Genomic DNA, 24,788 nt, shown 5'->3' on the forward strand with positions numbered 1-24,788 from the left:
ATAGAAAAATACAATCTCCCTCAGGACATTCTTATTAACTATAAACCTAATACTTTCATAGGACTTTAATGCCGCAAGTCACTACTGTACTTTGCAATTAATTTTAAGAACGATAAAATCTATCACTCCTAAAAACGAACGTCTGGATTTTTTAGATTCGCCAATTTTGCATTTAAATTTCTCGATTTCTGTTTTCATGCGTACCGATTCAGGGTCAGAAAAAAACCCTTCTGCATCATTAGCAGAAGGGTCTAGCTCTATTAAACATTGTTGACAGGACGTGATGGTCGTGATCGTGATCTACTTACTACTTTCTCAACGCTACTGCAGGATCTGTACGGATTAACTTGTAGCTGGCTATTATACAAATTAGAATAACAACAACGCCAGTGGCAAGTACGGAAAGTAAGATTTGTAATGGTGTAATGATTATGGCTAATTTAAAGATCATACTGATTAAATACGTAGAGCCAATAAGGATACCATTACATATAGATGACATTGCCGATAAAAGCAGATTTTCGCTGACAATCATTTTTCCTATTGTTCCTTTATTAAATCCCAAAGCCGACAGCAGTCCTAATTCCTTGTATCTCGAATTTTGCAGTTTGATAAGCAGTACTGTACTAATAAACAAACCAATTACTAAAATTAGAATAGAAACGATCAAGAACAAACGGCTAAGGCTGTCGAACGTACTTTGTAAAGCGCCTACTTCTTTGGCTGAAGTTTTGCTTTCGATATTTTTGTCAGTGAGCATTTGACTTACAGACACAATATCTTCAAAGTTTTTGACATCGTAGCTAATGGAATACCTCCTCTCACCCTCCCTATCTTTATAAAAATCCTGTTCAATGTCGGAGCTTATAAAGAAATCATCATAGCCGGCATTATAAATACCGCTTATCGTAAGCATGAATTCTTGTTCACCATGTTTTAAGGTAAGCTCTTTACCTAGCAAGTTACTGATATCATTGTCAAACTTTTTAGCAAGGCTCGGACTAAGTGAGATTTGCTCTTCACCTGTGTTTGGCATAGTACCATAGGACATATTTTCAGTCGCCTTTGGCAGGGGATATTTTTCTGCCATCGTTTCGGATATATCGCCCACACTTAAAGTCACATCCATTATTTTGTATTGATAATAAACATTTTCGATGCGATCATCGGAAGTCAGTATTTTAAAAACAGTTCCGTCGTCCTCCCCACCTTTGATATAACCATTGTTAAAGGCGGTGTTTTTATCCTTAAAATCTGAAATAGATTTCTCCATAATATTGCCCGACGATAGAGAGAGCATAAATGCAGGAATACCGATTGATATGGCCAGACTGACAGCAATATAGCGTGCGATATGAACATTGAAGTTTTTAAGCCCTCGCTTGAACACAGATACTTTGACTGCCTTATTTAAGTTGAGCTTATTAGAAGTAGTAAGATCAGTTCCAGTATTGATCTCTTTTGCAATAATTTTTCCGTTCTCAATATGGATGACGTCATCTGCAAAGCTACAAACCTTTTGATCGTGAGTAATCACAATAACTAAACGATCTTTTGAAATCTCTTTTAAAAGCTTCATAATTTCATTGGAGTTGCTGCGGTCTAATGATCCGGTCGGCTCATCAGCGAGCACAATACGAGGATTACGAATTAATGCTCTTGCAATAGCAGCTCTTTGCTTTTGACCACCCGAAAGATTTTCGATTTTTTCATTAATCTTTGCTGATAATCCCAGTTTATTTAACAGTTCTTTAGCATTTTTTTTGTTTTCCTCTTCACTTGAAGTGTTCAGCTCACATGCAAGAAAGATGTTATCAAGTACGGTATATCCACTTAAAAGATGATAATTCTTAAAGACAAACCCGATATTATCTCTGCGATAGGCACACAATTCATCAGCGTTCAGCTTGCTAATCGAAGTACCCCACACAGTAATATCACCGCTATAATGGCTGTCATAGCCTGCAATCATATTAAGCAGTGTACTTTTACCAGAGCCTAATGCACCCAAAAGGCAAATCAATCCTTTGCTTGGTAAGGTAACGCTTGTTTTATCAAAAATAAGTGAACGATCATATCCTTTTTTTAAGGTTGTTTATTCTAATCATTATCTGTCACCTGACTTCAAAGCTGTTGTTGTATTGGTCTTTATAATGGTAATAGCAATTATAAAGTAAGCAATAACGGCTATCCGAATATATTGTTGTAATAATATCCTTTTTCATTAGTGGTTAATTCTCTAATGCTCTTTCCGCAATAATGAGCCTCTCCGTCAAAATGTTGTTCCATACCGCTGATGATTTTCAAAAGAGTAGTTTTACCGCTACCCGAAGCTCCTACTATAAAATTCAATCCTTTTCCCATTGCAAATGAAACATTTTTCAACGCGAATTCGCCGTCATATTGTTTTGATACATTTTTAATTTCAAACATTTGTGTACTTCCTCTCTGATGTGTTTTTTATTTTCATATGTGATAGTTTCCGTTTCCCTTGTTATTACTTGATTTGCTTGATATCTATGTTTGTACCTCCTAAACTTGATGCAACAATCGTATAACAAACGAGGTTAAATCCCTATTAAGTGCTTAACATAGAACTAACCTATCATTAGGTACAATCGTAATAGAGGTGATTTGCGTATGAGGATACTTATTGTAGAAGATGAGCTTGATTTGCAAGAAGCGATTGCGGAAGGACTTAGAATAGAGGGTTATGCTGTTGATACATGTGACAATGGTCAAGCTGCTTATGAGCTTTTATATGATATAAATTACGACTTGGTTGTCCTTGACTTAAACTTGCCGAAATGGGATGGCCTTGAGGTTTTAGAAAAAATACGAGATGAACGGCCGGAATTAAAGGTGCTTATTCTCAGTGCCAGAGATAGTGTTAATGACAAAGTAAAAGGCCTAGACTTAGGTGCTAATGATTATTTGGCGAAGCCATTTGATTTTGCCGAGTTGGAAGCAAGAATACGAAATTTGTTAAGACGAAAGTTTGTGCAAGAAAGTAGTATGCTATCCTGCGGTGCAATAAATGTTGATTTATCAAAGCGTGTTGCAATTGTTAATGAAAATGAACTTTCACTAACAAAAAAAGAATTTGCATTGCTCGAATATTTCTTGCTTAACAAGGATAGAGTGGTTAGCCAAGAAGAGCTTATTGAACATGTTTGGGATCAAAATGCGGATAGCTTTAGTGGTGCTATTCGAGTTCATATTGCGACACTCCGTAAGAAGCTCCGGGCTGTTTTACAGTATGACCCCATTGGAACGAAAATCGGCGTAGGATACTATGTATCAGATAAGGATAGTGATGTTCATGCTTAAAAAAATGCCAATTCGATTGCGACTTACGGTTATGACTGTTGCTCTTTTAACTGTTTGTTGTGTAGGTCTTACCTTAATACTAAATTTATCTGCTAATAGAATGGCTACAAGGATTGATGCATCTTTAGTAGTACCGGCCAAAAAAGTCGCAGAAGATGGATCGGTTGATGAAAGCTTTCAATCACCGGCAGGCAGCATGGTCGCTCCCGTGTCATCTGAGGATTCTGAGCAAGCAAGAATGGATTATAGAATCGAAAGTATTATTTATATGTTATTAGTTATTGTTGGCGGGGGATTGTTAACCTACTATATTTCAGGCAAGGCATTAAAACCTCTTAATACGTTAAATGGTCAAGTGAAAAATATAAATGTGCGTAATCTATCTAAATCATTATCTGTGCCGTCTACAAATGATGAAATTGCAGAGCTTACTGTAACATTTAATGAAATGATGTATAAGCTGGACAACGCTTTTATGATGCAAGGAAGATTTTCGGCAAGTGCTGCCCATGAGCTTAGAACACCTCTTGCTGTGTTACAAACAAAGGTTGATTTATTTAAGAAGAGAAAAGATCATACAAATGAGGAATATGATGCTCTTATTTCTGTTATTGAAAAGCAAACAAATCGTTTGAGAGGACTCGTCGGCAACCTGTTAGATATGACGAATATGGACGATAACTGTGAGGAAAGCAGCATTTACGTTAAGGATATTTTCGAGGACATTATTTCCGAGCTTTCGCACATGGCCAAAGACAAAAATGTTACTCTGTCCTTAGATTGTGATAGTAGCATTGTTACAGGAAACACTGACTTATTGTATCGTGCGTTTTATAACCTTGTGGAAAATGGAATTAAGTACAATATGGACGGCGGTTCGGTTGGGGTTATTGTAAACAGATTAAGTAAAGAACAGGTTTCAATCAGGATTATAGATACAGGTATCGGTATTGCCGGAGAAAACAAGCAGAATACATTTGAACCTTTTTATCGTGTTGACAAATCACGCTCTCGTCAAATAGGCGGTGCGGGCTTAGGACTTTCGATTGTTGATACTATTATCAAAAAGCATAATGGTACAATTACTGTTACCGATAATGAAAATGGTGGAACTTGCTTTAATGTAATCTTAAAAATCTAGTAACTCGTTTATCTTAGGCGGTCTAGAAAAGATATTGTCGACGATTTCAATTTATTGTGATATAAGATAACACTGGCTCGTTTGCTCCTCGGCAATCGGTACATATTTTTGACATTGTATATTGCCAAGAATATGTACCGATAAAACAAAAAAACCGCGATTTACTCGAAGTATTAATTTTGCAATTAGATATTACGTCCGTTTTGTCACCATACGCATCAAAGTATCGGTATCCGGAAGCAAATATTGGCTGCCCTCATCCAAATCAATTAACATTAGACCGTGAATTGACGTTAGAAAAGCAGCAACGAGCTTTCTCGTATCGCCTCCCACAAGCTCTCCCGTCCTCTGCCCTTCGGCAAAGATCGGCTCCAGCCGATCGACAAACGCGGATAAAGAATACTGGCCGGTCAGCATTTTTTTAGCTTCTTCGGGAACTTCATCCGAGGTATAGGCATGATGGACAAGTCTGAAATAATTTCTATCACTTTCATTAAAAGTGGCATCGGTGAAGACGCGTATTTTATCAGTAGCTGATCCAGACATTTCCTCAAGCTCCATCATAGCAGCAATTGCACCTTCCATTGCTTCCCGAATCAGGTTGATAAACAATTCCTCTTTCGATGAAAAGTACAGATAGAGCAGTCCTTTGCTGACACCTGCTTCTTCCGCTACCATGCTCATTTTTGTACCGAGTAAGCCTCTTCTCGCAAATACTTTAAATCCAGCATTCATAATCTGCTCTCTTCGTTCATCCCGTAGTGCATGCAGTTGCTCTTCTTTATATCTGGCCAACAAGCTCACCCTTCAATTTTGAAATAAAAGTTAAAACGTTAATGCAAAGGTCGGGATATGCTCTTCGAGAAACATCTTCAGTCGTAGAATTCCAGCTTCGCCGGAATATTCCAGCCTTAATTCTAACCCTTCTTCCGTTGTTGCCTCATTCAGAACGGAAAGGATCTTCTCTACATTTAAAATCTCTTTTGGCGCGATGAGGAGAGAAGTCATAATCATATACGTTTCAAACATTTCAATATTTTGTTTTCCAATAGCTTGCGTTAAATATTCATCGAAAAAGCGTTGAACAAACTTGAATCCTTCCATCGAATACCCACCGGAATATTCAACCCCTGGCCACTGCAAATCGGATGCTGCGCTAAGCCACCATGCCGGTTCGATCGCTTCTTGCATTTTTTCCAGCACATTTCGCTCGAATGCGACTTTATTGCCGTTCAAGTGATTTTGCAGACAGAGATCGAGTATTTCAGCTTCAATAGCGGCTACCGTCATACCTTGCCCGTAAATCGGATCGAAATTGCATAGCGCATCCCCTATGACCAGCAATCCGGACGGCCAGTTTTGCATTTGGTCATACCGATGTCTTATACATTCCGCAACTCGGAATCCTCGTGGCGAAGCGACTGGCTCCATTTGCTTTAGAAGTTCGGAAATTGTGGAATCCAATAGCGTCTCTGCTTCTCGCACATAATCCTCACTTTTTACAGAAGGATAGGATTGACCGCCTGCTCGGAAAATCAGCACTTCGGCTAGATTGTTTTCGATTGGGCTGAATACGCCCGTACCGATCCCTTTAGCTGGATGCCCCTCTACAAGAATAGTGCTCCATTTGTCTTTCAAATGTTCGGGTACATTAAAGTGGCATGTGCTGTAACCAAGCGAAACTTTAAGCCGTTCCGGCTCCGGCACCTCATACCCAAGCTGAATGAGCCATTTTCCGAGCTTGGAATTACGCCCGCTTGCGTCTACTACCAGTTCCGCTTGAATAGTGACCGGCTGTTCGGGTCCAGGAGCTTTGCGTTCTCTCAGTTGCACACCTGTAATCCGCTTTTGGCCATTATCGTCTACACTCATCTCAAGTTTGCTAACTTCGCAGCCGGAAATGATTTTGACGTTTGGTAGAACACGAACCCGATTGCGAATCACCCATTCAAACAGGGCCCGGCTACAGCCGACATCCCGCTCGTCGGGAATGATAATGCTACCGTACCGATAATTTAATTGAATCGTCTTGCCTTCACGCAAATAGGCTCCTTCTGCGAGCAAGTCTTCGGTATAACCTGGAAACAACCGTTCAACAATCATTTTACCACGAAGCAGCACTCTATGGGGATGATAGGCTTGCGGTGTACCGGGACGATTAGTGGGGCTGTCTGGCAGTTCGTCTTTTTCTATAATAACAACTTCTTCAAAATAATTGGATAGCACCCTTGCTGCAAGTAGCCCTGCCACACTTCCTCCCATGACCAATGCTTTTGTCCCAATTTTCGTTTTGGATGTTTGATTATTCATTATCTATACACTCCTCAGTGAATATTATTGACTGACCAAGTCAGTCATTAATAATATAGGCGACTTTCTGTCATTGTGTCAACCATTTATTTCCTATTGATTGATTTTGTGTTACTAGTTGAATCTCATTAATAAAAAGCACCGATAGTTATGGTTTTCCCATGCGCTATCGGTGCTTCAAAAAATTTTACTGATAAGGTCATACAGTTGGTTTGCTAGTCAGTACAGTAGTAGTCATTAATGGTAACTCACGTTTCCGAACTTATTGCTAACGAACTCAGTACCTCTTATTTGATCAAATTGTACCGTTCAAAATGTTTAACGAACTCCAGGATGCTTATTCCGAGCAAACTAGCTTTATTACGATCAAAAACTAAGCAATAACGACATTAGAGTTTGTTAGAATAAATGACACGTTATTTTCTTCAATGTAAGCACAATAAGGTTCGTTAGCGGATTAGCATACTAGTCATTAGTGGTGCGAGTGTTAGAACCGCATCTACATTAATTACGAACCGTAAATCGCATTTCCAATTCCTCATGGAAGTCGATTTGCGGCATTGTATAAGTATAAAGGCGAATCGGCAATTGCTTATCAATTGGGGCAAGTTCTTGCACGTACATGAATGCATCTTTATTGCGGCCTACTATTCGAACATCTTTACGCTCTATCTTCTCTCCGCTTTGAATTAAATCTATAGCAACCGATTGTAAAGTAGGCAACGATCCTATTACTTCAAAATGCAGCAACGTCTTCTCTTCGAGCTTCTCTATCTTGGTTATCGTTGCCTGACCAATATCGCCTTGCTGTATAGTGTGCGGCAAAGAATTAAGCTTTGATACATTTGATCCGAATCCAGAACCGCGCTTACCTAAACTGCTATAAGGCTTAAATACAATCGTTTTGGATGACTCCGGTAGTGGAGCAAACGAAAGCGTCTGATCCCAAACGATATCGTTGAACATATGGCCCCCACCGCCCATATCTTCTAAGGGATAACCATATTCATCCGTTGCAGTAAACGCCAATCCCCACATTTCATCGTTCGCTTGAGCATTATCGGACGGAATGCTCATATGGAAATTCAACTCCGTTCCAAGAGGCGAAGTAGCTACGGAGCGCATGAACATGGTTACTTCATTCCGCTTTTTCTCCATCATTGGTATTTGCTTATACGTATGTTCACTTTGTCTTTGTATAGGAATTTGCAATACCCAATGTCCTTTGACCGTACCAACTTGTGGTATCTCCAGCTCAAGCGTGAAAGAGTCACCGAGCTTCTCTATATCTTCCGGGTCTTCTCCAAATTGCGCTTGAATTTCTAGCATACTAATAACTCGACCTACTCCTTGCATCGATACTTTCTCTCGTTCAATAGAGCCAAAATGAGCGCCATTTACCGTCGCTTGAACCCTACTTCCTATTTCGTTATAACGCATACTGTCCTCTTTGACCGACGGAAGCTGCTTCGTGGATTGCTCCTCCATTCCGATAATCAAGCGAATTCCGTCAAACATCACTTCTTTCACCGTCAACGTAATGCCTTGATCCGTGGCGCTCTTATTAACGGATACGGTTAAACCTTTGCTGTTAGCAACCTGTAACCGTTCATCACCTATCGTCTCAAATATTTGACCGATAAAAGGAATTTGCTTCAAAGTCTCAGCCATTACAGGCGAGACGAACCCGGATGTAACAATTCCTCCTAGCAGAATGAACAAAACTGAAGCGACTATAAGCAGCTTGCGAAACGCTCTATTCCGTGAAGGAACAGTAGGCAAATCAGGAAGATCGGTTAGCGCCTGTTCCCACCGTCCTCTAACATACTCGGGCATAGTATCATGATCGTCCGATCTTTCCTTCAGCTGTCTCCTAATATCCATATCTAGTTTTGATTCCATACGGGCACGCCCCCTTTCTCATCGCCACTCGTTGCACCGAGTAATTCAGCGAGCTGTATTCTCGCTCGATAAAGGCGCGACTTTACCGTACCTTCCGGTTGGCCGAGCACTTGCGCCACTTCCTTTAGTGGCAAATCTTCAAAGTAGTACAGAACAATAACTATGCGGAGCTCTTCTTCGAGCATATCGACCAGCTGCTTCGTGTCAATACGGCTATATGGATCGTCATGAGACGTCGTATGGAGCTCGCTTAAAGGGACAGAAGGCTTCTTCTTTCGCATAATACGCGAGCATTCATGAATAAGTATTCGAATGATCCATGTCTTGAACCACTTCGGCTCTCGCAACGTTCGCACGTTGCGGTAGGCGATCAGTAGTGTTTCTTGCATCGCATCCGCACAATCTTCATCCGATTTCACAATCGCTTTCGCTACTCTGTAAAGTGATGCTTCAACCGAACGTACGGCAGTGACAAATGCTTCCTTGTCTCCTTTGCAAGCCCTCTTTATCGCGTATTCTAGTTCCACTGCATTGATGTCTCCTCTTTGCCCATCCTGTCACATTAGTAGATAACAGAAAGCGACCAGAATTTCCCCTTGTTGTTAATGTTGCCTTTTACGGTTGGCTTGCCTTTTTTGGTAAATGTGTATTCGTCATAATCGCTTTTAACGTCATAACCTTTCAAATCCAGATTGAAATATTGCTTCGCAAGTGGACTTGCGGCGGCAAGAGCGGTCTTTTTCGTATAATAAGGCTTTGCAAATGCAGCCCTAAGTTCTTTATCGGTAACATATCCTTTGTAGTTGGTATAATTTCTAACTTCAGTTACCCGCTTGGCATCGTCGAGCACTACTACATGGTTACCCTTTACATCGGTAAAGTACAATTCCTTCTTCCCAGGCGTTCCAGTTATGTTCACCTCGACATTTGGCGCTAGCTTATTTGTTGCTCCCGGTGTAAGCTTCTTCATCATATCTTGCACAATCTTAATGGAGTCAGCATCTATTTGTTTCAGAGTATAGTTCATGTGTGCACCTATCAACTGACCATTTGCCGCATCCATGTTTCCTTGAAGATTGTTATCTTCATTGCTAAAAAATGTCCACCTATCTTCTCCTGTATTGAAATCTTTCCAACGCATGATCCTGTCTGCCTGCAGCTTCCCTTTTGGGACTAATTGCCTAATTGTTGCCGTAATATTTGCTTTTAACGTTTTGATCTCCTTTAAGCTGTCGTCGAACGTGTCCCAATCGTAATGGATCATAACCCTTACGACTTTTCCTGTTTGTTTGTTCACTATGGCGGATGCACTAACATTTTTGGCAGAAATGGACCATTCCGTATCGTTGCCTCCTTTAATGTCATCCAGCTCAATCTGAAGAGATTGACCTTGCCACAGCTGTTGCATCGTCTGCCGCACATCATCAACAATTGCCGGATCAAGGTCGGCAAGCGACTCCAACTTCCTTTCTGACTCTGCTGCATAAGCTTTGTTTGGCACATTCACCACGGATACGGAAGCGACTAACAACCCCACAGCCGTCACCGTAGCGAGCATCACTTTATATCGTTTCATATTCAATCTTCCTCCTCTAGTTGGTCTACAAATAATTAGAGGATTCATTCAATGGGTTTGGTTCACGGGAAAGAAAATAAATTTTAAAAAAACGTTGAGTAGTAATGGGTCACTACAGCAATTAAGCTAATCTGTGTATTTATTAAGAAAGTCTGTTGCAGCTTGGCGTGAGATTTGCGAACCCAAGCTACCAGGAGCTGCATCAAAAAAATGGTCGTTGTAGGGAATAGAAACAAATTCATAAGGGACGTTATTTGTTTTAAGCAAATTCGCAAAAGCAACTTGACCGCTGTATGGTAGTAGATGATCGTTTTTTCCTACGAGTAATAGTGTTGGTGGTGTATTCATTTGAATATGATCTCCAATATTGATAGCGTGATAGGCTTCAGGGTTGTCATTTGGGGAGCCGCCAATATATTCGCCAAGAAATGCTTCGCCATCCATCCCAAAAAAATGAGTTCCCTCATTCCATATCGTTGTCATGTCTTGAGCAGGATACACAGCTATTACAGCCTTCGGACTATAGAGTTTACCAGGTTCATAAGCGGCTAGTGTGCCATTATTTAATCTATACGCAACTTGCAATGCCAAGCTTCCGCCCGCCGATGAGCCGGCAATAAGAAGTTTATCCATATCGATTCCGTATTCACTGGCATGCTCGCCGATCCAAACAATCGAGGTAGCAATATCCGGTGCGGCTTTATCCCATGTCACATAACCTGGGGAGGCTAACCGATAGTCAACATCAAAAACGACGTACCCTCGTTCAGCATAAAACTTCGTCCAAGAAGGTGATTGATTCCGTGTACCGGAAACAAAACCACCACCGTGAATCAAAACGATAGGGGTGCGCTTTTTTGTATTCGAATCGCTCGGTAATGAAATATCCATAAACAATTCCTTGCCGTCTACTGTTGCATAACGAATGGATTTACTTATATCTGGTTTACCCCTATCAATTCTTATTTTCAAAGTGTCTGTCCAAGATATTTGAACATTGTGTTGATGTGCAACTTGAAGTATTTTCATAATTGGTATAGTAAAGCCAATGACACAAACTATCGCGCAAATCATAGCAATTATCCCCTGGCGTTTCCCACCAAGTTTTATTATCAATATGGAGAGTAAACCTAGCACGACGGCTCCTAGAACCAAATGTAACGAAAAAAGTGACATAGCTATTGTACCGAGTTCCCCAATATAAGGTATGCTTGGAAAGTGCACTCCTAAGAGAAGTAGGAGAAAAAGAAATAGAAATAAAAAAGTAAATCCGAGTACTATTTTTCTTTTCCAATCGGGGGTTGATTGTGAAATGATAGTATTGCCCTTCATACGAATACCCCTTTCATAATTGTGATACTAAAATCTTATATGATCTAATTTTACAGAAACAGAGTTAAACGCTTTGAAAACGTTAGTTAGTCTACAATAAAGGGGGGAGTGTAGCGGAATGTCGAAGAAAAAAGAGGATTTAAGATCACTGCGAACCAAAACATATTTAACAAACGCCCTATTAACTCTAATTAACGACAATACGAACAAATTTGAAACGATAACAGTTAACATGATTTGTGAAGTAGCTATGGTTCACAGAACCACATTTTATAAATATTTTGAGGACAAATACCACCTACTTATTTATTGCGTGGATTCCATGCAGCAGAAATTTGAACAATATACAGCATTCGAACATCTGGCTAAGCCATTTCATTGTATGTTTGGTATTTGGGATTATAAGGTTGCCTTGACAATCTTGGAGTGTCTCGAAGCTTCATCCTATTTTAAGATCTCTTTTGGAAATCGTATGAAGAAGATGGTGTACAATGATCTATGTCTGATAGAGGAAAACGGAACAATAATGCCAATTCCGAAGGAGATTTTAGTAGAACTAGTAGGTAATGCAATATCCGGCCTTGCAATATGGTGGATACAAAATAATCGGGATTTAACGGCAACAGAAATGGATGGATACTATAACGTAGTCATTAACACATCTATATTTGAGAGGAACGAAATTAAAGGGTTTATGTAAGTTCAATCGTGCTTTCTGACTAATCAAAAAGAGGATTGCCAGATTTAGGCAACCCTCATTCATCGACGATATCTGTAAATACATGCAGTTGATATCTTTATTCCCAGTAAGATTGTCCGTTTGTATCACGATTGCTATTGAGATGTTTCTTGTCAGCATAGAATATTCCTAAAAAGGACTGATCATCACCGCCATGCAATTTCAAAAAGATTTTGGTTGTTTCAGTTTCCCATTCCACTGTATAGATCAGATGACCTGCTTTAAGGGCTAATCCCCAGTTAGAGGGATCATCTTTGTACATATCATCCTTCCAATTTATATCGTCTGTAATCGGTGTGCCGTACTTCTCAATCAAACTAGTTTTCAGATCTTTAAAATCCTTAATGTATTCAGTAGCATTTGAGTGCTGCTCAACAATCGTATACGTAGCTTCTGCTAGCTTATTATCTATAAAATATGTTCCGAATACAGCCTCTAAACTGTTAATCTTACCATTGTAGGAAAGTGTATTTTCTGATTTCCCTAATGAATTTGTGTTATTTCCATGCCCATAAGGAATTGTGTCCTCTGTTTTTTTGTACTCGTTAGTCGACATTCCCCAGATCCCATTTCGGAAATCACCACGAAAATCTCCAAGTTTAGCCTCGGATTTATTATTTACAACATGTGAAGCATTAGAATTTGTCACTACAGATTTATCCGAAGCGGATGTGGCAAAAACTGTAACGGTTCCGGCAACAAGTCCAAAGGCAAGAATAGTCCCCGCTATAGAAAATTTTTTCATTTTCATGATAGATATTACCCTCTCTTCAATTGAGTTTTTGGAAAAATGGCTAACGATTTGGAACATTCCACTTTTCTTTTCTTCCAAATGAACAAGCGCTAAGGCGTAAGTAGACTTCTTACTGTCCCCAGTTGTCCTTATGACTGTTTCATCACAGGATAGTTCGATGTCACGGTTAGCCAAAATGTACATGATCCATACTAAAGGGTTAAACCAATGGACACATAGACTAGCGGCAAGCAACCACTTTTTGAGTGTGTCAAATCGTTTGATATGAACATATTCATGCATAAGGATAAGGTTAAGTTGTTCTTCATCCGTATAATCAATATGTTTCGGCAAAAGTACGACAGGCTGAAAAACACCATAGGTAAGCGGAGTCAAAATGGTATCTAACTGCCGAATTTGCACCTTACGCCATAACCGGTTTGATTTCTGCCATTTTCGAATGAAATCATTTTCAATTGGCAGCGACATTTTGTAATTTGAACGACTTTTTAAATGCGGGATGATGAAAGATAACGCACAGATCGCAAAACCAACAAACCATACCATCACAAACGGTGATATCGATGATGTAGACTCCTCGAATACGTTTTGATTCACCAAACCATCTGTTATTAGGGGCATTGTTACTGTACCATCATTTAAAATAGGTTGTTTTTGCAGTGTCTGGGTAATGCTCTCCTTGACAGTATATATTTTGTCAATATCGTTAACCGCCGTAAAAACACTAAATTGCGATTGTACAGAAACAGGAACAAGTAATCGGAATAACACAACACCCCAAAGAACGATAAAGGTCATCTTCGGAACTTTATGCAGGAGCAGGGAGCGAAAGAGTACAACTGCAAGTATGATGCAGGAAGCAGATATACTCATTTCAAGTAACGACATGCCCCACCTCATTGCAATCTCTCAATTAGTTGTTTTAAGTTGCTAATTTCCTCAGACGTCAGCCGCTTTTGCCCCAGAAGTGAAGCAACCAGTTTATCGGGAGCGCCATTATACATTTTGTTAATAAGTTCTGTTGTCTCATACTCTTGTACCTGCTCTTGCGATACAAGCGCACGACAAACGAAATTTGGATCGTGTCGCTCTATCGCCCCTTTATCAAGACATTTCTTGATGATGGTATAGGTTGTTGTCTTACTCCATCCGATTGTTTCCTTTGTTATTTCTGCAATTCTCTTTGCTGTTGTATCGCCTTCTCTCCACAAAATCTCCATAATACTAAGCTCGCTGTCGAATAGCTTCATACTCATTAGAAAACACCTCTTCTTCGTTCTACTGCAGTAGAATACTTTTTTCATTCTACTGGGATAGAATGAATTTGTCAAACCTTTTAGAAATATAAATGACGTTAGAAATTTACCTTTCATCGATAAATAGATAAGAACAGCAAAAAGACGCGTCTAGATTGATTGTTAACAGTAATCAATCTAAACGCGCCTCATCATTTTAATAGATATTTATAATAGGCCGGGAATTCTCGTATTATGGAGTAAATATCTCTTAATTCAAAGATTTTATCCATTCGAATATTATAGAGATCATTGATTTTCTTAATAACCATTAGGAATGTGATGTTAATGGAATTAAGAAATGTCTTGTTTTATCTTCCCATAACGGACGAACAAACAATGTATCGTCACTCTCTGTTATAAACTCTATCTGAATGTACTCATTATCGTAATCTGGCGTGAAATAAAAATGAATGATCGCTGTATCAGCTGAAACAATACAATTTAAAATCATATCGTAATCAACTTTTTCTTTACTAATGATATCAAAAATATGAAGATGCTTATCCTCCTGCTTAAAAATAACAATGGCATCAAGATCTTCGATATAATATATGGAATCATTAAATGCTAAAATAAAATAAAACATCAATAGATGTTCATTATTCTTCACACTCATTACTAAAGATACAGGTATTCTTTCCGCAGCAAACTGCTCCATTATTCGGAAATCATCCATGTTATTCGTATCTAACCTGCGTAACGAATGTGATTCTGCTAGTTGTGTTCTAAGAGCCGACATCTTTAACGAAAAACTGCTTTCTTGGACTTTTCCAAACCCAAATCTAGGATAAAAATTTAGAACCGATTCATTTGCAAATAAGTAGATAAAATCGTATTCTTGTTCATATTTCTCAATAATATGGTTCATCAGTTTCCCCGATAACCCCTGGTTACGATAAGCGGGATGAGTCATAACTGTACCCACTTGAATGGCTTTATACTCTTTACCATTAGATACAAACGTCATTTTGTTTATGGAAGCATTTGCTATGATTTTATCTTCATCAACATATGAATAACATATATAATTGTCATTCCAACACCCTTTTTCATACCATTTTTTGAAATCAAGTCCAAATACTATTTTTGCTAATTCATTAAAACTTTCCTTATATGATTCAATGTCCTTGTAGTCACTTACTAATTGATAATTGGTCATATAAACCTCTCTTTGTCTTAGGTCATTGCTTTCGTGTGGCTTCAAAGGTAATCACTTGGCCCTCATTAGATGGTTGCTTGTTATAAACATAATCAGCAGAACATGTAATATCAGTGAATCCTATACCTTCTAAAATAAGTTTAAACTCATCCACCCCGTACCAACGCATTGCAAATCGTTGCAACTCGGTTTGACTCAACTTTCCTTGATGCCATTTCTCATATTTTATATAGGATACTGTATATTGATTGAGCCAATCTATTTCTATCGATTTGCTTTCCATTGTAATCCCATCACCGTTAGGTAAAGAAAAAGTTGATGTAGAAATCTCTCCTGTTTTCCAACTATGAGGTAATTCAAGATCAACAATCAAGCGTCCCCCTGTAACAAGGTGATTATAAAAACAGTTTAATGCGTTTAGAGAGTCTTCTCGCTTTTCGATCAAACAAAAGGAACCCGTTGGAATAATAATCGCCTCATATTTATACGGCAATGAAAATCCCTGTAGTTTACCTTCATATAAGTTTGGATTCAGTCCTCTTTCTCTACACCGTTTACGACACGAGTCCAACATTTCAGGAGAGTAATCTATTCCATCGACAGTATATCCAGCCTCAAGCAGTGGAATCATAAATCGTCCCGAACCAACTGCTGCTTCAAGAATACGTCCCTGACAAGTTTTTATTCGTTCTTGGTAATACTCAATATCACCATCTAAAGAATAGCCCACTGGTTTTGTGAAGTCATAGATTTCGGTACAAAGCGAACTGTAATAACTAAACATGTTTTTCCCTCCGTTTTTATGCACGAAAGATTTTTAATAAATGAAACTTCTTCTATTAAAACTTCCGTACCTCGATTGTAATAGATGAATGAAAAGGTAGTCTGACTTTCATAAAAGATCACTCACTTTCCGTAAAATGTACAAGACTATTGTATGTAGTTCATTCTTTTAAAGCAATGTAGCTATAGGTATAATAATACATTTACATAGATCAATTTAAAAACTTTATCCCAAATGAAGGAGACTTTTCAGGGAAGACGCATGATCTAATGAAATGGAAAAGAAAGTAGACTAATAATCACGGATCTCAGGTTTTCGTTGCAGTTGTCCGTACAAACCAGCAAGCGCAGCGGCAATCGCCATAAAGATTGCGCTGGATGCCACACCGAATTGCAAGCCGTACCGTTCGACCACTACACCTCCAACGATGGGACCGATAATCTGTCCAGAGGCAAAAAAAGCAGTGGCTATGCAAAGACAAGCCGCATACATGTGATGCGGGACATGTCGACGAAGAAGCGCAGTCGTCATCAGCGGTGGAGTAATAAAGGAAACGAGTCCAATCGTGGTGGCTCCGAGCACAGTAAAAAACATATTATTGGTGGTTATCCCACTCACACCGATCGTCCCCAGAGTTAACCCCAACGCTAGCGTATACCCGCTCGGCCACCGGTCAATAGCTTTGCCTCCAATCCATCCGTTAAACAAACCTGCAAATCCGATTCCAGACCATATGAGCCCAGCATAGAGGGATGGAATGCCATTGCTCACCAAATAGGGAATCAGATAGGTGAAATAGATGATGTATCCTGAACCGAAGAAGAAATAAGAAGCGATGAGGAACAAGTGCCTCTTCGGTTTCAACAAGAGAAGAAACACATTTTCACTTTCTTTGTCCTGTGGCTTCGACTCAATCTGCGAGGGTACCTTTTCAGCTCCCCTTTTTCTAGTAACGAACTCGAAACCAAATGCGCCAATTATCCCAAATAAGCCCATGATCACCCAAGCATACCGCCACCCCTGCACGTGTGAAGGATCTATCGTAAAGGGAGCGAATAATCCCGTCACTAGAATGCCGGCAGATCCGCCCATCCATATAAGACCCGATGCGACTCCTCTTTCCGCAGGTCGAACAGCATCCATTGCAATGGAAAGAACTAACACAGTAGCAAATGCTGATAGCAAGCCAATTACGAACCGCCATAACCCAAGCCCCGTGAAATGAACACTAAATGCCGAGCCAATCAATGTCAATCCGAGTAATAAACAAGTAACCCTATTAATGAGATGTTTACGGTTTGGAAACCACGAGATTACAGGAGAAAGACATAAGGTTCCGACCAAATAACCGATAAAGTTGACTGTGCCGAGTATACCAAGCTGTCCGTAGCTCCCCCCGATCTCCCTCTGTATCCCGGGTAAGAAAATGCCGTAGGAGAGACGGGAGAAACCGAGAATAACAACAAACAATAAAGATGCCCATAAAGTAATCCAATTAAATGCGGATTTTGTACCCATTCTCCACGTCTTCCCCCATAATAATAAGTTGACCCTATCGAAAATCTCGGGTATACCCTTAGCTGCTATCCTTCTTGTAAAACAATTTCAGCATCAAAGCCCATCTGTTCACAGAGCTTATAAATACGGCGCATGTCCAGTGTGCTGGTAATCCACTCGCAACCCAAGGTCAATGCCTCGTGAGCCGCCCATTGCAGAACATATACCAAGGCATCTGCATGGGATTCCTTCGTAGCGAAGTCTTCCAGCACCAGCTCTCCCCCGCGGACCGAAGCACATACGTATGCCCAATGCTGGTCGGCAAAGCTGCGGGCGACAAAACGTGTTTCACTACCCGACTGGACATGTGTGGAGAGGGCTTGCAACCATTTTCTATAGGCGCCGGACCCTGTCGGAGCTTTCGGATTCCCCCATTCAAGTGAATCGGCAGCCAACTTCCGCAATTCATCTTCCCCTTCTACAGGCTTCCACTGCTCACTATGGAATGAACCTTGGAAGGTTGGTTTGAAGCGAACTTGCCATCTACGTTCTCCTGCACTGATACCATCAGCATTAAGCAGTTCGGATACGGGAACTACTGCAAGTCCTTTTGCGAGAGTATGATGCACAAGAGATTTAACAGCCTGCGGCGTTTCTTTGGCTATTTCATTGGCATGAAAAATGATAATTGACCCATTAACCAGCTTAGGTACCACCCTCTCCACAAGCTCCGCGCTTGGTGGTCCCGACCAATCAACGGTATCTTCCCCCTCGATTAGCAGATAGTTCCACTCCTCGAGCCATATCAAATTCTCCTCCCGATAAGAGGCATAAGGGAATCGCATGAAGGTAGGAGCCGGTCTTCCCGTTGCTTCTTGATATGCGAGCTCAGCCAGCTTTAGCTCTTCGAAGAATACGGCTTTAGTCACATCAGCCATTCTGCGGTGATGGTAAGTATGCGTTGTGAGTTCATGGCCTCTAGCGATCATTTCTCTTGCTTTCGCTGGATACCGATCAAACCACTCGCCTGTTAAAAAAAACGTACCGCAAGCACCTCCCTGCTCCAAGGCATCAAGCCATGCATCAATAGGAATCCGCATCGGACCGTCATCGAACGTAAAGGCACAGTGAGAAACCTCTGGATTGCCGCGAGTAATTACCGATTTTTTCATCTTATATCCCCCTTATGTGGTATCTTTCCACCATGATACCGTTGAACCTATTGTAAAATTACAGCAATGTTTTGTAAAATTGAATAATATGAATAAATTGTTCAAATATCTTAAACAAAGGTGATGCCAATGGATATTCGAATTTTAAAGACCTTCGAGGCTTGTGTGCGCCTTGGACATTTTCTGAAAGCCGCCGAGGAACTCCAATTTGCTCCCTCTACGGTAACTCTTCAGATTCAGCGTCTCGAAGCTGATCTGGGTGTTTCTTTATTCGTGCGTGACGGAAAACGCGTGATCGCGACTGAAGCAGGTCGATGGCTCCATCATGAGGCCACCACTTTGCTGAAGTCGATCGGAGCCATGAGGCAGACCGTCTCGGATATTGCTGAGGGAGATAAAGGCTCAGTGCGTTTTGCCGCAATCGAGCCCATCGCGAGCCAGCAGCTAGCGACCGTTGTAGCTAACTTCTGCAAGACTCGACCAAAAGTGGAGTTAACGATGGAAGTAAGCGGCAGTAGATCGATCGCGGAGAGAGTTCAAGCTGGCGAACTGGAATTCGGCGTTTGTTCGGCCCCACCTCAAAAGCTCATGCTGGAGTTCGAGCCGCTGATCGAGGAGCGATTAGGGGTCATGTTAAATAGGAATCACCCGTTAGCCGATCAAGATAGCATCAAGGTGAGCGACCTTGAAGGGCTAACCGTTTTAGTCAAAGAACCGACCTGTATGTATCGGGAGCTTTGGGAAACGACTATTTATGGAGCTGAACAAAACCTGTTCTCTTTTATGGAGGTTGGAAGTTTCTTTGTTATACAACAAATGGTTAAGGCAGAGTTTGGCATCGGAATTGTTCCGATTTATAGCGGTCTGGAACAGGAAGGATCCGTGGTTATAAGACCTATAACCGATTTGAATCCTGTTGTTACTATAGGCATCGCTTATAAAGACAAAAACGTCCTAGGCAAGGCAGCATTACTGTTAATGGAAGCAATTAAGGAGATCCGTGAACCCAACTTTAGACTTCCAAGTGAATGATTAAGAACTCAAGCAAAAAAAAGGAGGGCCACGTCGACCTTTTTTAGTCAGCATGGCCCTCCAATTTTCTATACTCCAAACACGAAAAAAGGGGCTTATCGCCCCTACCCTTTTACACCTTATATTGACGCAAGTAAGATTGTAAATCCTCTGCCATCTGTGCTAGCGATGTTGCCGAAGCACTGACCTGTTCCATTGCCGCTAATTGCTCTTCCGTTGCAGCCGATACATTTTGTGTACCTTCTGCTGAACGACCTGCAATTTCGGTAATAACATTCACCTGCTCAACAGCATTTTCTGTGTTGCTGTTCATCTGGATTGAATAAGTCGTTACCTCTTGAATTTGAGCAGCTACTTGCTGAACTGAATCTAGTATCTCAGTAAACGCTACGCCAGCTTGGTTCACGACATCCATACCAATCGCAACTTCACGCGTACCTTCTTCTATTGCATCAATTGCTATTGCAGTCTCGCTTTGAATGGAAGCGAGCAGCCCCGCGATCTGTTCCGTTGATTGAGTCGATTGCTCGGATAGTTTACGCACCTCACCTGCTACGACTGCAAATCCGCGTCCATGTTCACCAGCACGTGCTGCCTCAATCGCAGCATTAAGCGCGAGCAAATTCGTTTGCGCCGCAATACCAGAGATAACTTGTACGATGTTATCGATGGCAGCCGAGCGCTGTCCAAGTTGCTTCACGGTACCATTGATCGTATTAACGGTATTGTGTATCGATTGCATTTGCTGCATGACTGATTGCAATTTACGGTTACCCATATCTGCACTTTCCGAAGCATTCAGGGCAGAATCAGCAACACTCTGGGCGTTGTTTGATATTTGCTGAACCCCTTCAGCAACTTGATGGATGGAACGTACACTTTCCTCCACGTTTTGTACTTGCTTTTCAGAACCATCTGCTACTTCTTGAATCGACATTGCAATATGTTCTGTCGCTTTACTCGTATGCTCCGCGTTAGCAGAAAGTTCCTCTGCAGATGTCGCAACATTTTGAGCAGTACGATTAACTTGTTGAATAAACTGACGCAAAGTACGAATCATCGTATTTACTGCACTAGTCAGCTTGCCAACTTCATCATTCGATTTTACAGTGAGCTCCTCTTGATTCAGATCTCCGCTAGATACACGTTCAGCTGCTTCCGCAACCGCAACGATAGGGCGAGTAATCTGCTGTGCGATAAAGTAGGCAAGAAGAATGACGAGCAAACTTACAGCAACTACGATTAAGAACACAGACGATTGAATAGAAGAAACTGCTGCTGTAATCGAGTCTTCTGGAATGTGCATATATATGTTATATCCTGCGGTAGGAACTGAAGCATACGCAACCGTATAGTTTTTTCCAGCATCTGAGTAGGCAAATGACGTTGCTTCAGACTTTTCCTGACCCAAAATAGTAACTAATCCAGGCGTCAATTTCGCTTCTTCTGCCGTCTTTCCGATTAACTCTTTATTTTTGTGGAGTTGAATCTTTCCAAGATTGTCTACAACGATCGGATAACCTACCCCATTATCAATGTACAAGCTTTTAAAAATCTCATTAGTGAACTTTTCAAAATTGACAAGTCCTGTTAAGGCACCGGTCACTTTTCCATCGGCCTGCTTTACAGGTACGGCTACAATGATGGAGCGTTGACCTGTCGTCTTCGCTAAAATAACATCTGTGTAGGTTTCTTTTCCTTGCATTGCGTTTTTGAAGAAAGGCCGTTCGCCCAAATCAATGCCGACACTCTTTTCAAATGTGTCTGCCTTCACTTTACCATCCGTACCGATAAACGTGTTACCGTCATAGTGCGGAGCGTTCTTTTTTAAACTTTGAATAAATGTCATTTTAGCAACCGTATCATCTGTACGAATATCAGTCGTAGTTGCCAGTATCTTCATTTCACTCATACGTTCTTTAAAATATTGATCCATCATTTCAGCTCTACTTTTCACAAGCGAAACATAGGCATCACTTTGTTTCTCAATCAATTTAGATGATGCTGTACTATAGACGAATATAGAAGTGAGGACAAGGGGAATAAGGGAAACGATAAGAAACCAACCTATTAGTCGATTTTTAAGCTTCCCCTTAAACACCTTGCCCTCTAAAGCTATTTTGGGTGCATCCTTCTCATTTGATTTGACATGTTTTTTCATTACTTCATACCTCCATTTTGTGATCAGATAATTACGATTAATTGATTTCTAGCGCAATTCCGTGACGTCTGAGTCAAATTTAAGCATGATGAAGAGGTCGTCAAGGCAATCAACCATAATTGCCCCTTTTGACAACCTCTTCATATTTGCATGGAATTAATTATGCTTTATAAAGATTAATAACCTAATGCCGCACCTTCACCACGTGGATCAGCGCCAGCAAATTTAACGTTAGTTTTCGGATCGATTACAACCATACCGGATTGACCAACTTGGTCTGTATAGTCATCAATCTTTTTCACAGGATGACCACGGCGGATAAGCTCATCCATAACGGATTGAGGAATACGACCTTCCATTCTTAGTCCGTTAACAGACTCACCCCAGTTACGACCATGCAACCATCTTGGTGCTTCAATTGCATCTTGTACCGTCAAGCCAAAGTCTACAAAACGTGTAACCAATGATGCTTGTGTTTGAGGTTGTCCCTCGCCACCTTGTGTGCCGTAAAGCATATAAGGTTTGCCGTCTTTCAACAACATTGCAGGATTAAGTGTATGGAACGTACGTTTCTTAGGCTCCAAGTCGTTTACGTGGTTTGGATCCAAGGAGAAGAAGCTACCACGGTTTTGCAATAGAACGCCTGTGTCTTTCGCAACTACACCTGCACCCCAGTCAAAATAATGACTTTGGATAACGGATACAGCATTGCCGTCTTTATCAACGATACCTAGCCAAACAGTATCACCTTTAGGGTCAAGCGGTTTTACGTTTTCTTGAGCTTTGTTCATATCGATGCGTGCAGCGAGCTTCTTGCCGTGCTCTTTAGATAACAACTCATCAACTGGAATTTTGTTGAAGTCTGGATCAGTCAAATATTTGTCACGATCAGCAAATGCTTGTTTCGTAGCTTCAACCATTACATGGTAGTAGTCAGCTGTGCCATCGCCCATCTTTTTCAGGTCGAAGTTGTTCAGAATGTTCAAGATAGACAAGGAAGCCATACCTTGAGAATTCGGTGGAACGTTATAAGCTTGGTAGCCACGGTAGTCAACAGAGATTGGTTTAACCCAATCAGCTTTGTGGTCGATGAAGTCTTTGTGAGTCAATGAGCCGCCGTTAGCTTGAATGTCAGCAGCGATCAATTTACCCGTTTCACCTTTGTAAAACTCGCTAGAACCGTTTTTAGCAATACGTTTCAACGTTTTTGCCAAATCTTTTTGTACCATCATTTCGCCTGTTTTGTAAGGCTTGCCATCTGGCTTCAAGAAAACTTTGCTGAACGTTTCAAAACGTCCCAAGTCTTTCAACTCTTTATCAGATGTATCGATAGCACTGTTTGTCCATCTTTCTTGGTTCGGCGTTACAGGGTAACCTTTTTCCGCATAATGGATAGCGCGCTCCAACAAATCATCCCAGTCCATGGACAATTTCATCGTTTTTTCTGCATATTTGTAAGCTTCGCCCCAACCTGAAACTGCACCTGGAACTGTGTTAGCTGCCAAATAGCCGCGTGAAGGAATTTTTTCAAAGCCTTTATTTTTATAGAAGTCAATTGTCGTCTTCTCACCTGAACGACCACTTGCATTCAACGCTTTAAGCTCTTTTGTCTTTGCATTGAAAACAAGCCAGAATGCATCTCCACCGATACCTGTGTATTGCGGATATACAACTGCGAGTGTTGCTTGTGCAGCAATCGCTGCATCAACCGCATTACCACCCTCTTCAAGCACCTCAAGCGCTGCAGCAGAAGCTAAGTAATGAGGTGTTGTAACAATTCCGTTCGGTGCCATCGTCGTAGGACGATTAGCTGCACCAGCAGGTGCCCCAATAATTGTAAAGCACATTACTGTTGATACCAACAAGACTGATATTTTTTTCATTTTAGTACGCATGTTGTTCCTCCTAAGTATGTATTCATGATGTTAGTTTCTTGCTTTGCAGAACGAGTCCCTCTCCTTAACCTCCTCTCAATGGGACAACCAGCTTTCATTTGTACATGGTCTAAAGTGCGCATATTCACACAACTTTTTAACCATTCTATCTATTAGTCTATGATCATATGATCATGCAAATAGCAATAAAAAGTCTCACTACCATTTCTTTTCACGATAGGACACCCTGCGAATGAATCATTTATATAAGACTATCGATTCAGCAGATTTCTACAGATGTCTATTATTGTCACTATTATTATATCGGTTAAGAGGTTTAATTTATAAATATATTTTAAAAATTTTATTATATTTCTAAAATTAACATACCTTTCTTTAACGATGCCTCTTAATTCCAATTAATTTGGTACTATAATCCTACAAGAAAACGCAAAAAAAGAAAATACAAATTTCGGAATACGAAAATAAATCCGTTCAATCATGGACAGAACTGTGAATTGCTTTTCACTTCAATGTTAACGAAGCTAGCGTTCATAACTGTGATAACTTGTTTTTTTTCTACTAACTGACTTTCAATCAGTTACATCTGCTTTACCCGAATGTAAGTGATCAATAATCATATATTCTTTTGCAAGAAAAAGTGAGCAATAAGGAGTAATGAATTGATTTCTTGCTTAAAACTCAACACCAATGACTTTTATAACAG

The 24,788-nt window shown here is 40.6% G+C and carries 20 protein-coding genes; 4 read left to right on the forward strand and 16 right to left on the reverse strand.

The features are described from left to right. Positions 1-307 precede the first annotated feature (307 nt). A complete protein-coding gene (locus tag I6N90_RS00980; RefSeq protein ID WP_232242469.1) occupies positions 308-2,011 on the reverse strand; it encodes an ABC transporter ATP-binding protein/permease in 1,704 nt (567 codons plus the stop codon). Between the two features lie 176 nt (positions 2,012-2,187). Further along, entirely contained in the window at positions 2,188-2,433 is a 246-nt protein-coding gene (locus I6N90_RS00985; protein WP_232242470.1) for an ATP-binding cassette domain-containing protein, read from the reverse strand. A gap of 207 nt (positions 2,434-2,640) precedes the next feature. Here I6N90_RS00985 and I6N90_RS00990 point away from each other — a divergent pair, with 207 nt between their 5' ends. Next, positions 2,641-3,330, forward strand: a complete 690-nt coding sequence (locus I6N90_RS00990; protein WP_197933657.1) for a response regulator transcription factor — start codon at positions 2,641-2,643, stop codon at positions 3,328-3,330. Then, a complete protein-coding gene (locus I6N90_RS00995; protein WP_332262373.1) occupies positions 3,323-4,471 on the forward strand; it encodes a sensor histidine kinase in 1,149 nt (382 codons plus the stop codon). Before I6N90_RS00990 ends, I6N90_RS00995 begins: the two co-directional genes overlap by 8 nt. Before the next feature lie 192 nt (positions 4,472-4,663). On the opposite strand, the gene I6N90_RS01000 is transcribed toward I6N90_RS00995, so the two are convergent. From I6N90_RS01000 to I6N90_RS01025, 6 genes are all read right to left on the reverse strand, one after another. Beyond that, positions 4,664-5,266, reverse strand: coding sequence for a TetR/AcrR family transcriptional regulator (locus I6N90_RS01000; RefSeq protein ID WP_197933659.1), 603 nt, complete (start codon positions 5,264-5,266; stop codon positions 4,664-4,666). Positions 5,267-5,296: 30 nt separating this feature from the next. Continuing rightward, entirely contained in the window at positions 5,297-6,781 is a 1,485-nt protein-coding gene (locus tag I6N90_RS01005; RefSeq protein ID WP_197933660.1) for an NAD(P)/FAD-dependent oxidoreductase, read from the reverse strand. 504 nt (positions 6,782-7,285) lie between these two features. Beyond that, a complete protein-coding gene (locus tag I6N90_RS01010) occupies positions 7,286-8,683 on the reverse strand; it encodes a DUF4179 domain-containing protein (RefSeq protein WP_197933661.1) in 1,398 nt (465 codons plus the stop codon). Further along, complete coding sequence (locus tag I6N90_RS01015) at positions 8,668-9,210, reverse strand: sigma-70 family RNA polymerase sigma factor (RefSeq protein WP_197933662.1); 543 nt, start codon at positions 9,208-9,210, stop codon at positions 8,668-8,670. The genes I6N90_RS01010 and I6N90_RS01015 overlap by 16 nt, the downstream gene beginning before the upstream one ends. Positions 9,211-9,245: 35 nt before the next feature. Beyond that, entirely contained in the window at positions 9,246-10,259 is a 1,014-nt protein-coding gene (locus tag I6N90_RS01020; protein WP_197933663.1) for a hypothetical protein, read from the reverse strand. A gap of 126 nt (positions 10,260-10,385) precedes the next feature. Continuing rightward, positions 10,386-11,288, reverse strand: coding sequence for an alpha/beta hydrolase (locus I6N90_RS01025; RefSeq protein WP_197933664.1), 903 nt, complete (start codon positions 11,286-11,288; stop codon positions 10,386-10,388). Positions 11,289-11,709: 421 nt separating this feature from the next. On the opposite strand from I6N90_RS01025, the gene I6N90_RS01030 reads away from it, so the two are divergent. Next, on the forward strand, positions 11,710-12,291 hold the full coding sequence (locus I6N90_RS01030; protein WP_197933665.1) for a TetR/AcrR family transcriptional regulator: 582 nt from the start codon (positions 11,710-11,712) through the stop codon (positions 12,289-12,291). 97 nt (positions 12,292-12,388) lie between these two features. Here I6N90_RS01030 and I6N90_RS01035 read toward each other — a convergent pair whose 3' ends face one another. From I6N90_RS01035 to I6N90_RS01060, 6 genes are all read right to left on the reverse strand, one after another. Continuing rightward, positions 12,389-13,972: a M56 family metallopeptidase gene (locus I6N90_RS01035; protein ID WP_197933666.1), complete on the reverse strand. Its 1,584-nt coding sequence runs from the start codon at positions 13,970-13,972 to the stop codon at positions 12,389-12,391. A gap of 8 nt (positions 13,973-13,980) precedes the next feature. Then, entirely contained in the window at positions 13,981-14,340 is a 360-nt protein-coding gene (locus I6N90_RS01040) for a BlaI/MecI/CopY family transcriptional regulator (protein ID WP_197933667.1), read from the reverse strand. Positions 14,341-14,650: 310 nt separating this feature from the next. Next, positions 14,651-15,541, reverse strand: coding sequence for a GNAT family N-acetyltransferase (locus tag I6N90_RS01045; protein ID WP_197934745.1), 891 nt, complete (start codon positions 15,539-15,541; stop codon positions 14,651-14,653). Between the two features lie 22 nt (positions 15,542-15,563). Next, on the reverse strand, positions 15,564-16,325 hold the full coding sequence (locus I6N90_RS01050; protein WP_197933668.1) for a class I SAM-dependent methyltransferase: 762 nt from the start codon (positions 16,323-16,325) through the stop codon (positions 15,564-15,566). 291 nt (positions 16,326-16,616) lie between these two features. Beyond that, positions 16,617-17,843 (reverse strand): YbfB/YjiJ family MFS transporter, encoded by a 1,227-nt coding sequence (locus tag I6N90_RS01055; protein WP_197933669.1) that lies wholly within the window; start codon positions 17,841-17,843, stop codon positions 16,617-16,619. A 65-nt stretch (positions 17,844-17,908) separates the two neighbouring features. Then, positions 17,909-18,994 (reverse strand): polysaccharide deacetylase family protein, encoded by a 1,086-nt coding sequence (locus I6N90_RS01060; protein ID WP_197933670.1) that lies wholly within the window; start codon positions 18,992-18,994, stop codon positions 17,909-17,911. A gap of 129 nt (positions 18,995-19,123) precedes the next feature. On the opposite strand from I6N90_RS01060, the gene I6N90_RS01065 reads away from it, so the two are divergent. Continuing rightward, complete coding sequence (locus I6N90_RS01065; protein WP_197933671.1) at positions 19,124-20,026, forward strand: LysR family transcriptional regulator; 903 nt, start codon at positions 19,124-19,126, stop codon at positions 20,024-20,026. 112 nt (positions 20,027-20,138) lie between these two features. On the opposite strand, the gene I6N90_RS01070 is transcribed toward I6N90_RS01065, so the two are convergent. Then, positions 20,139-22,187, reverse strand: coding sequence for a methyl-accepting chemotaxis protein (locus tag I6N90_RS01070; RefSeq protein ID WP_197933672.1), 2,049 nt, complete (start codon positions 22,185-22,187; stop codon positions 20,139-20,141). Positions 22,188-22,363: 176 nt separating this feature from the next. Then, a complete protein-coding gene (gene ggt / locus I6N90_RS01075; protein WP_442950934.1) occupies positions 22,364-24,034 on the reverse strand; it encodes a gamma-glutamyltransferase in 1,671 nt (556 codons plus the stop codon). Positions 24,035-24,788: the final 754 nt, after the last annotated feature.

Source organism: Paenibacillus sp. GSMTC-2017 (assembly GCF_016019935.1).
In the GTDB taxonomy this organism is placed as follows: Bacteria; Bacillota; Bacilli; order Paenibacillales; family Paenibacillaceae; genus Pristimantibacillus.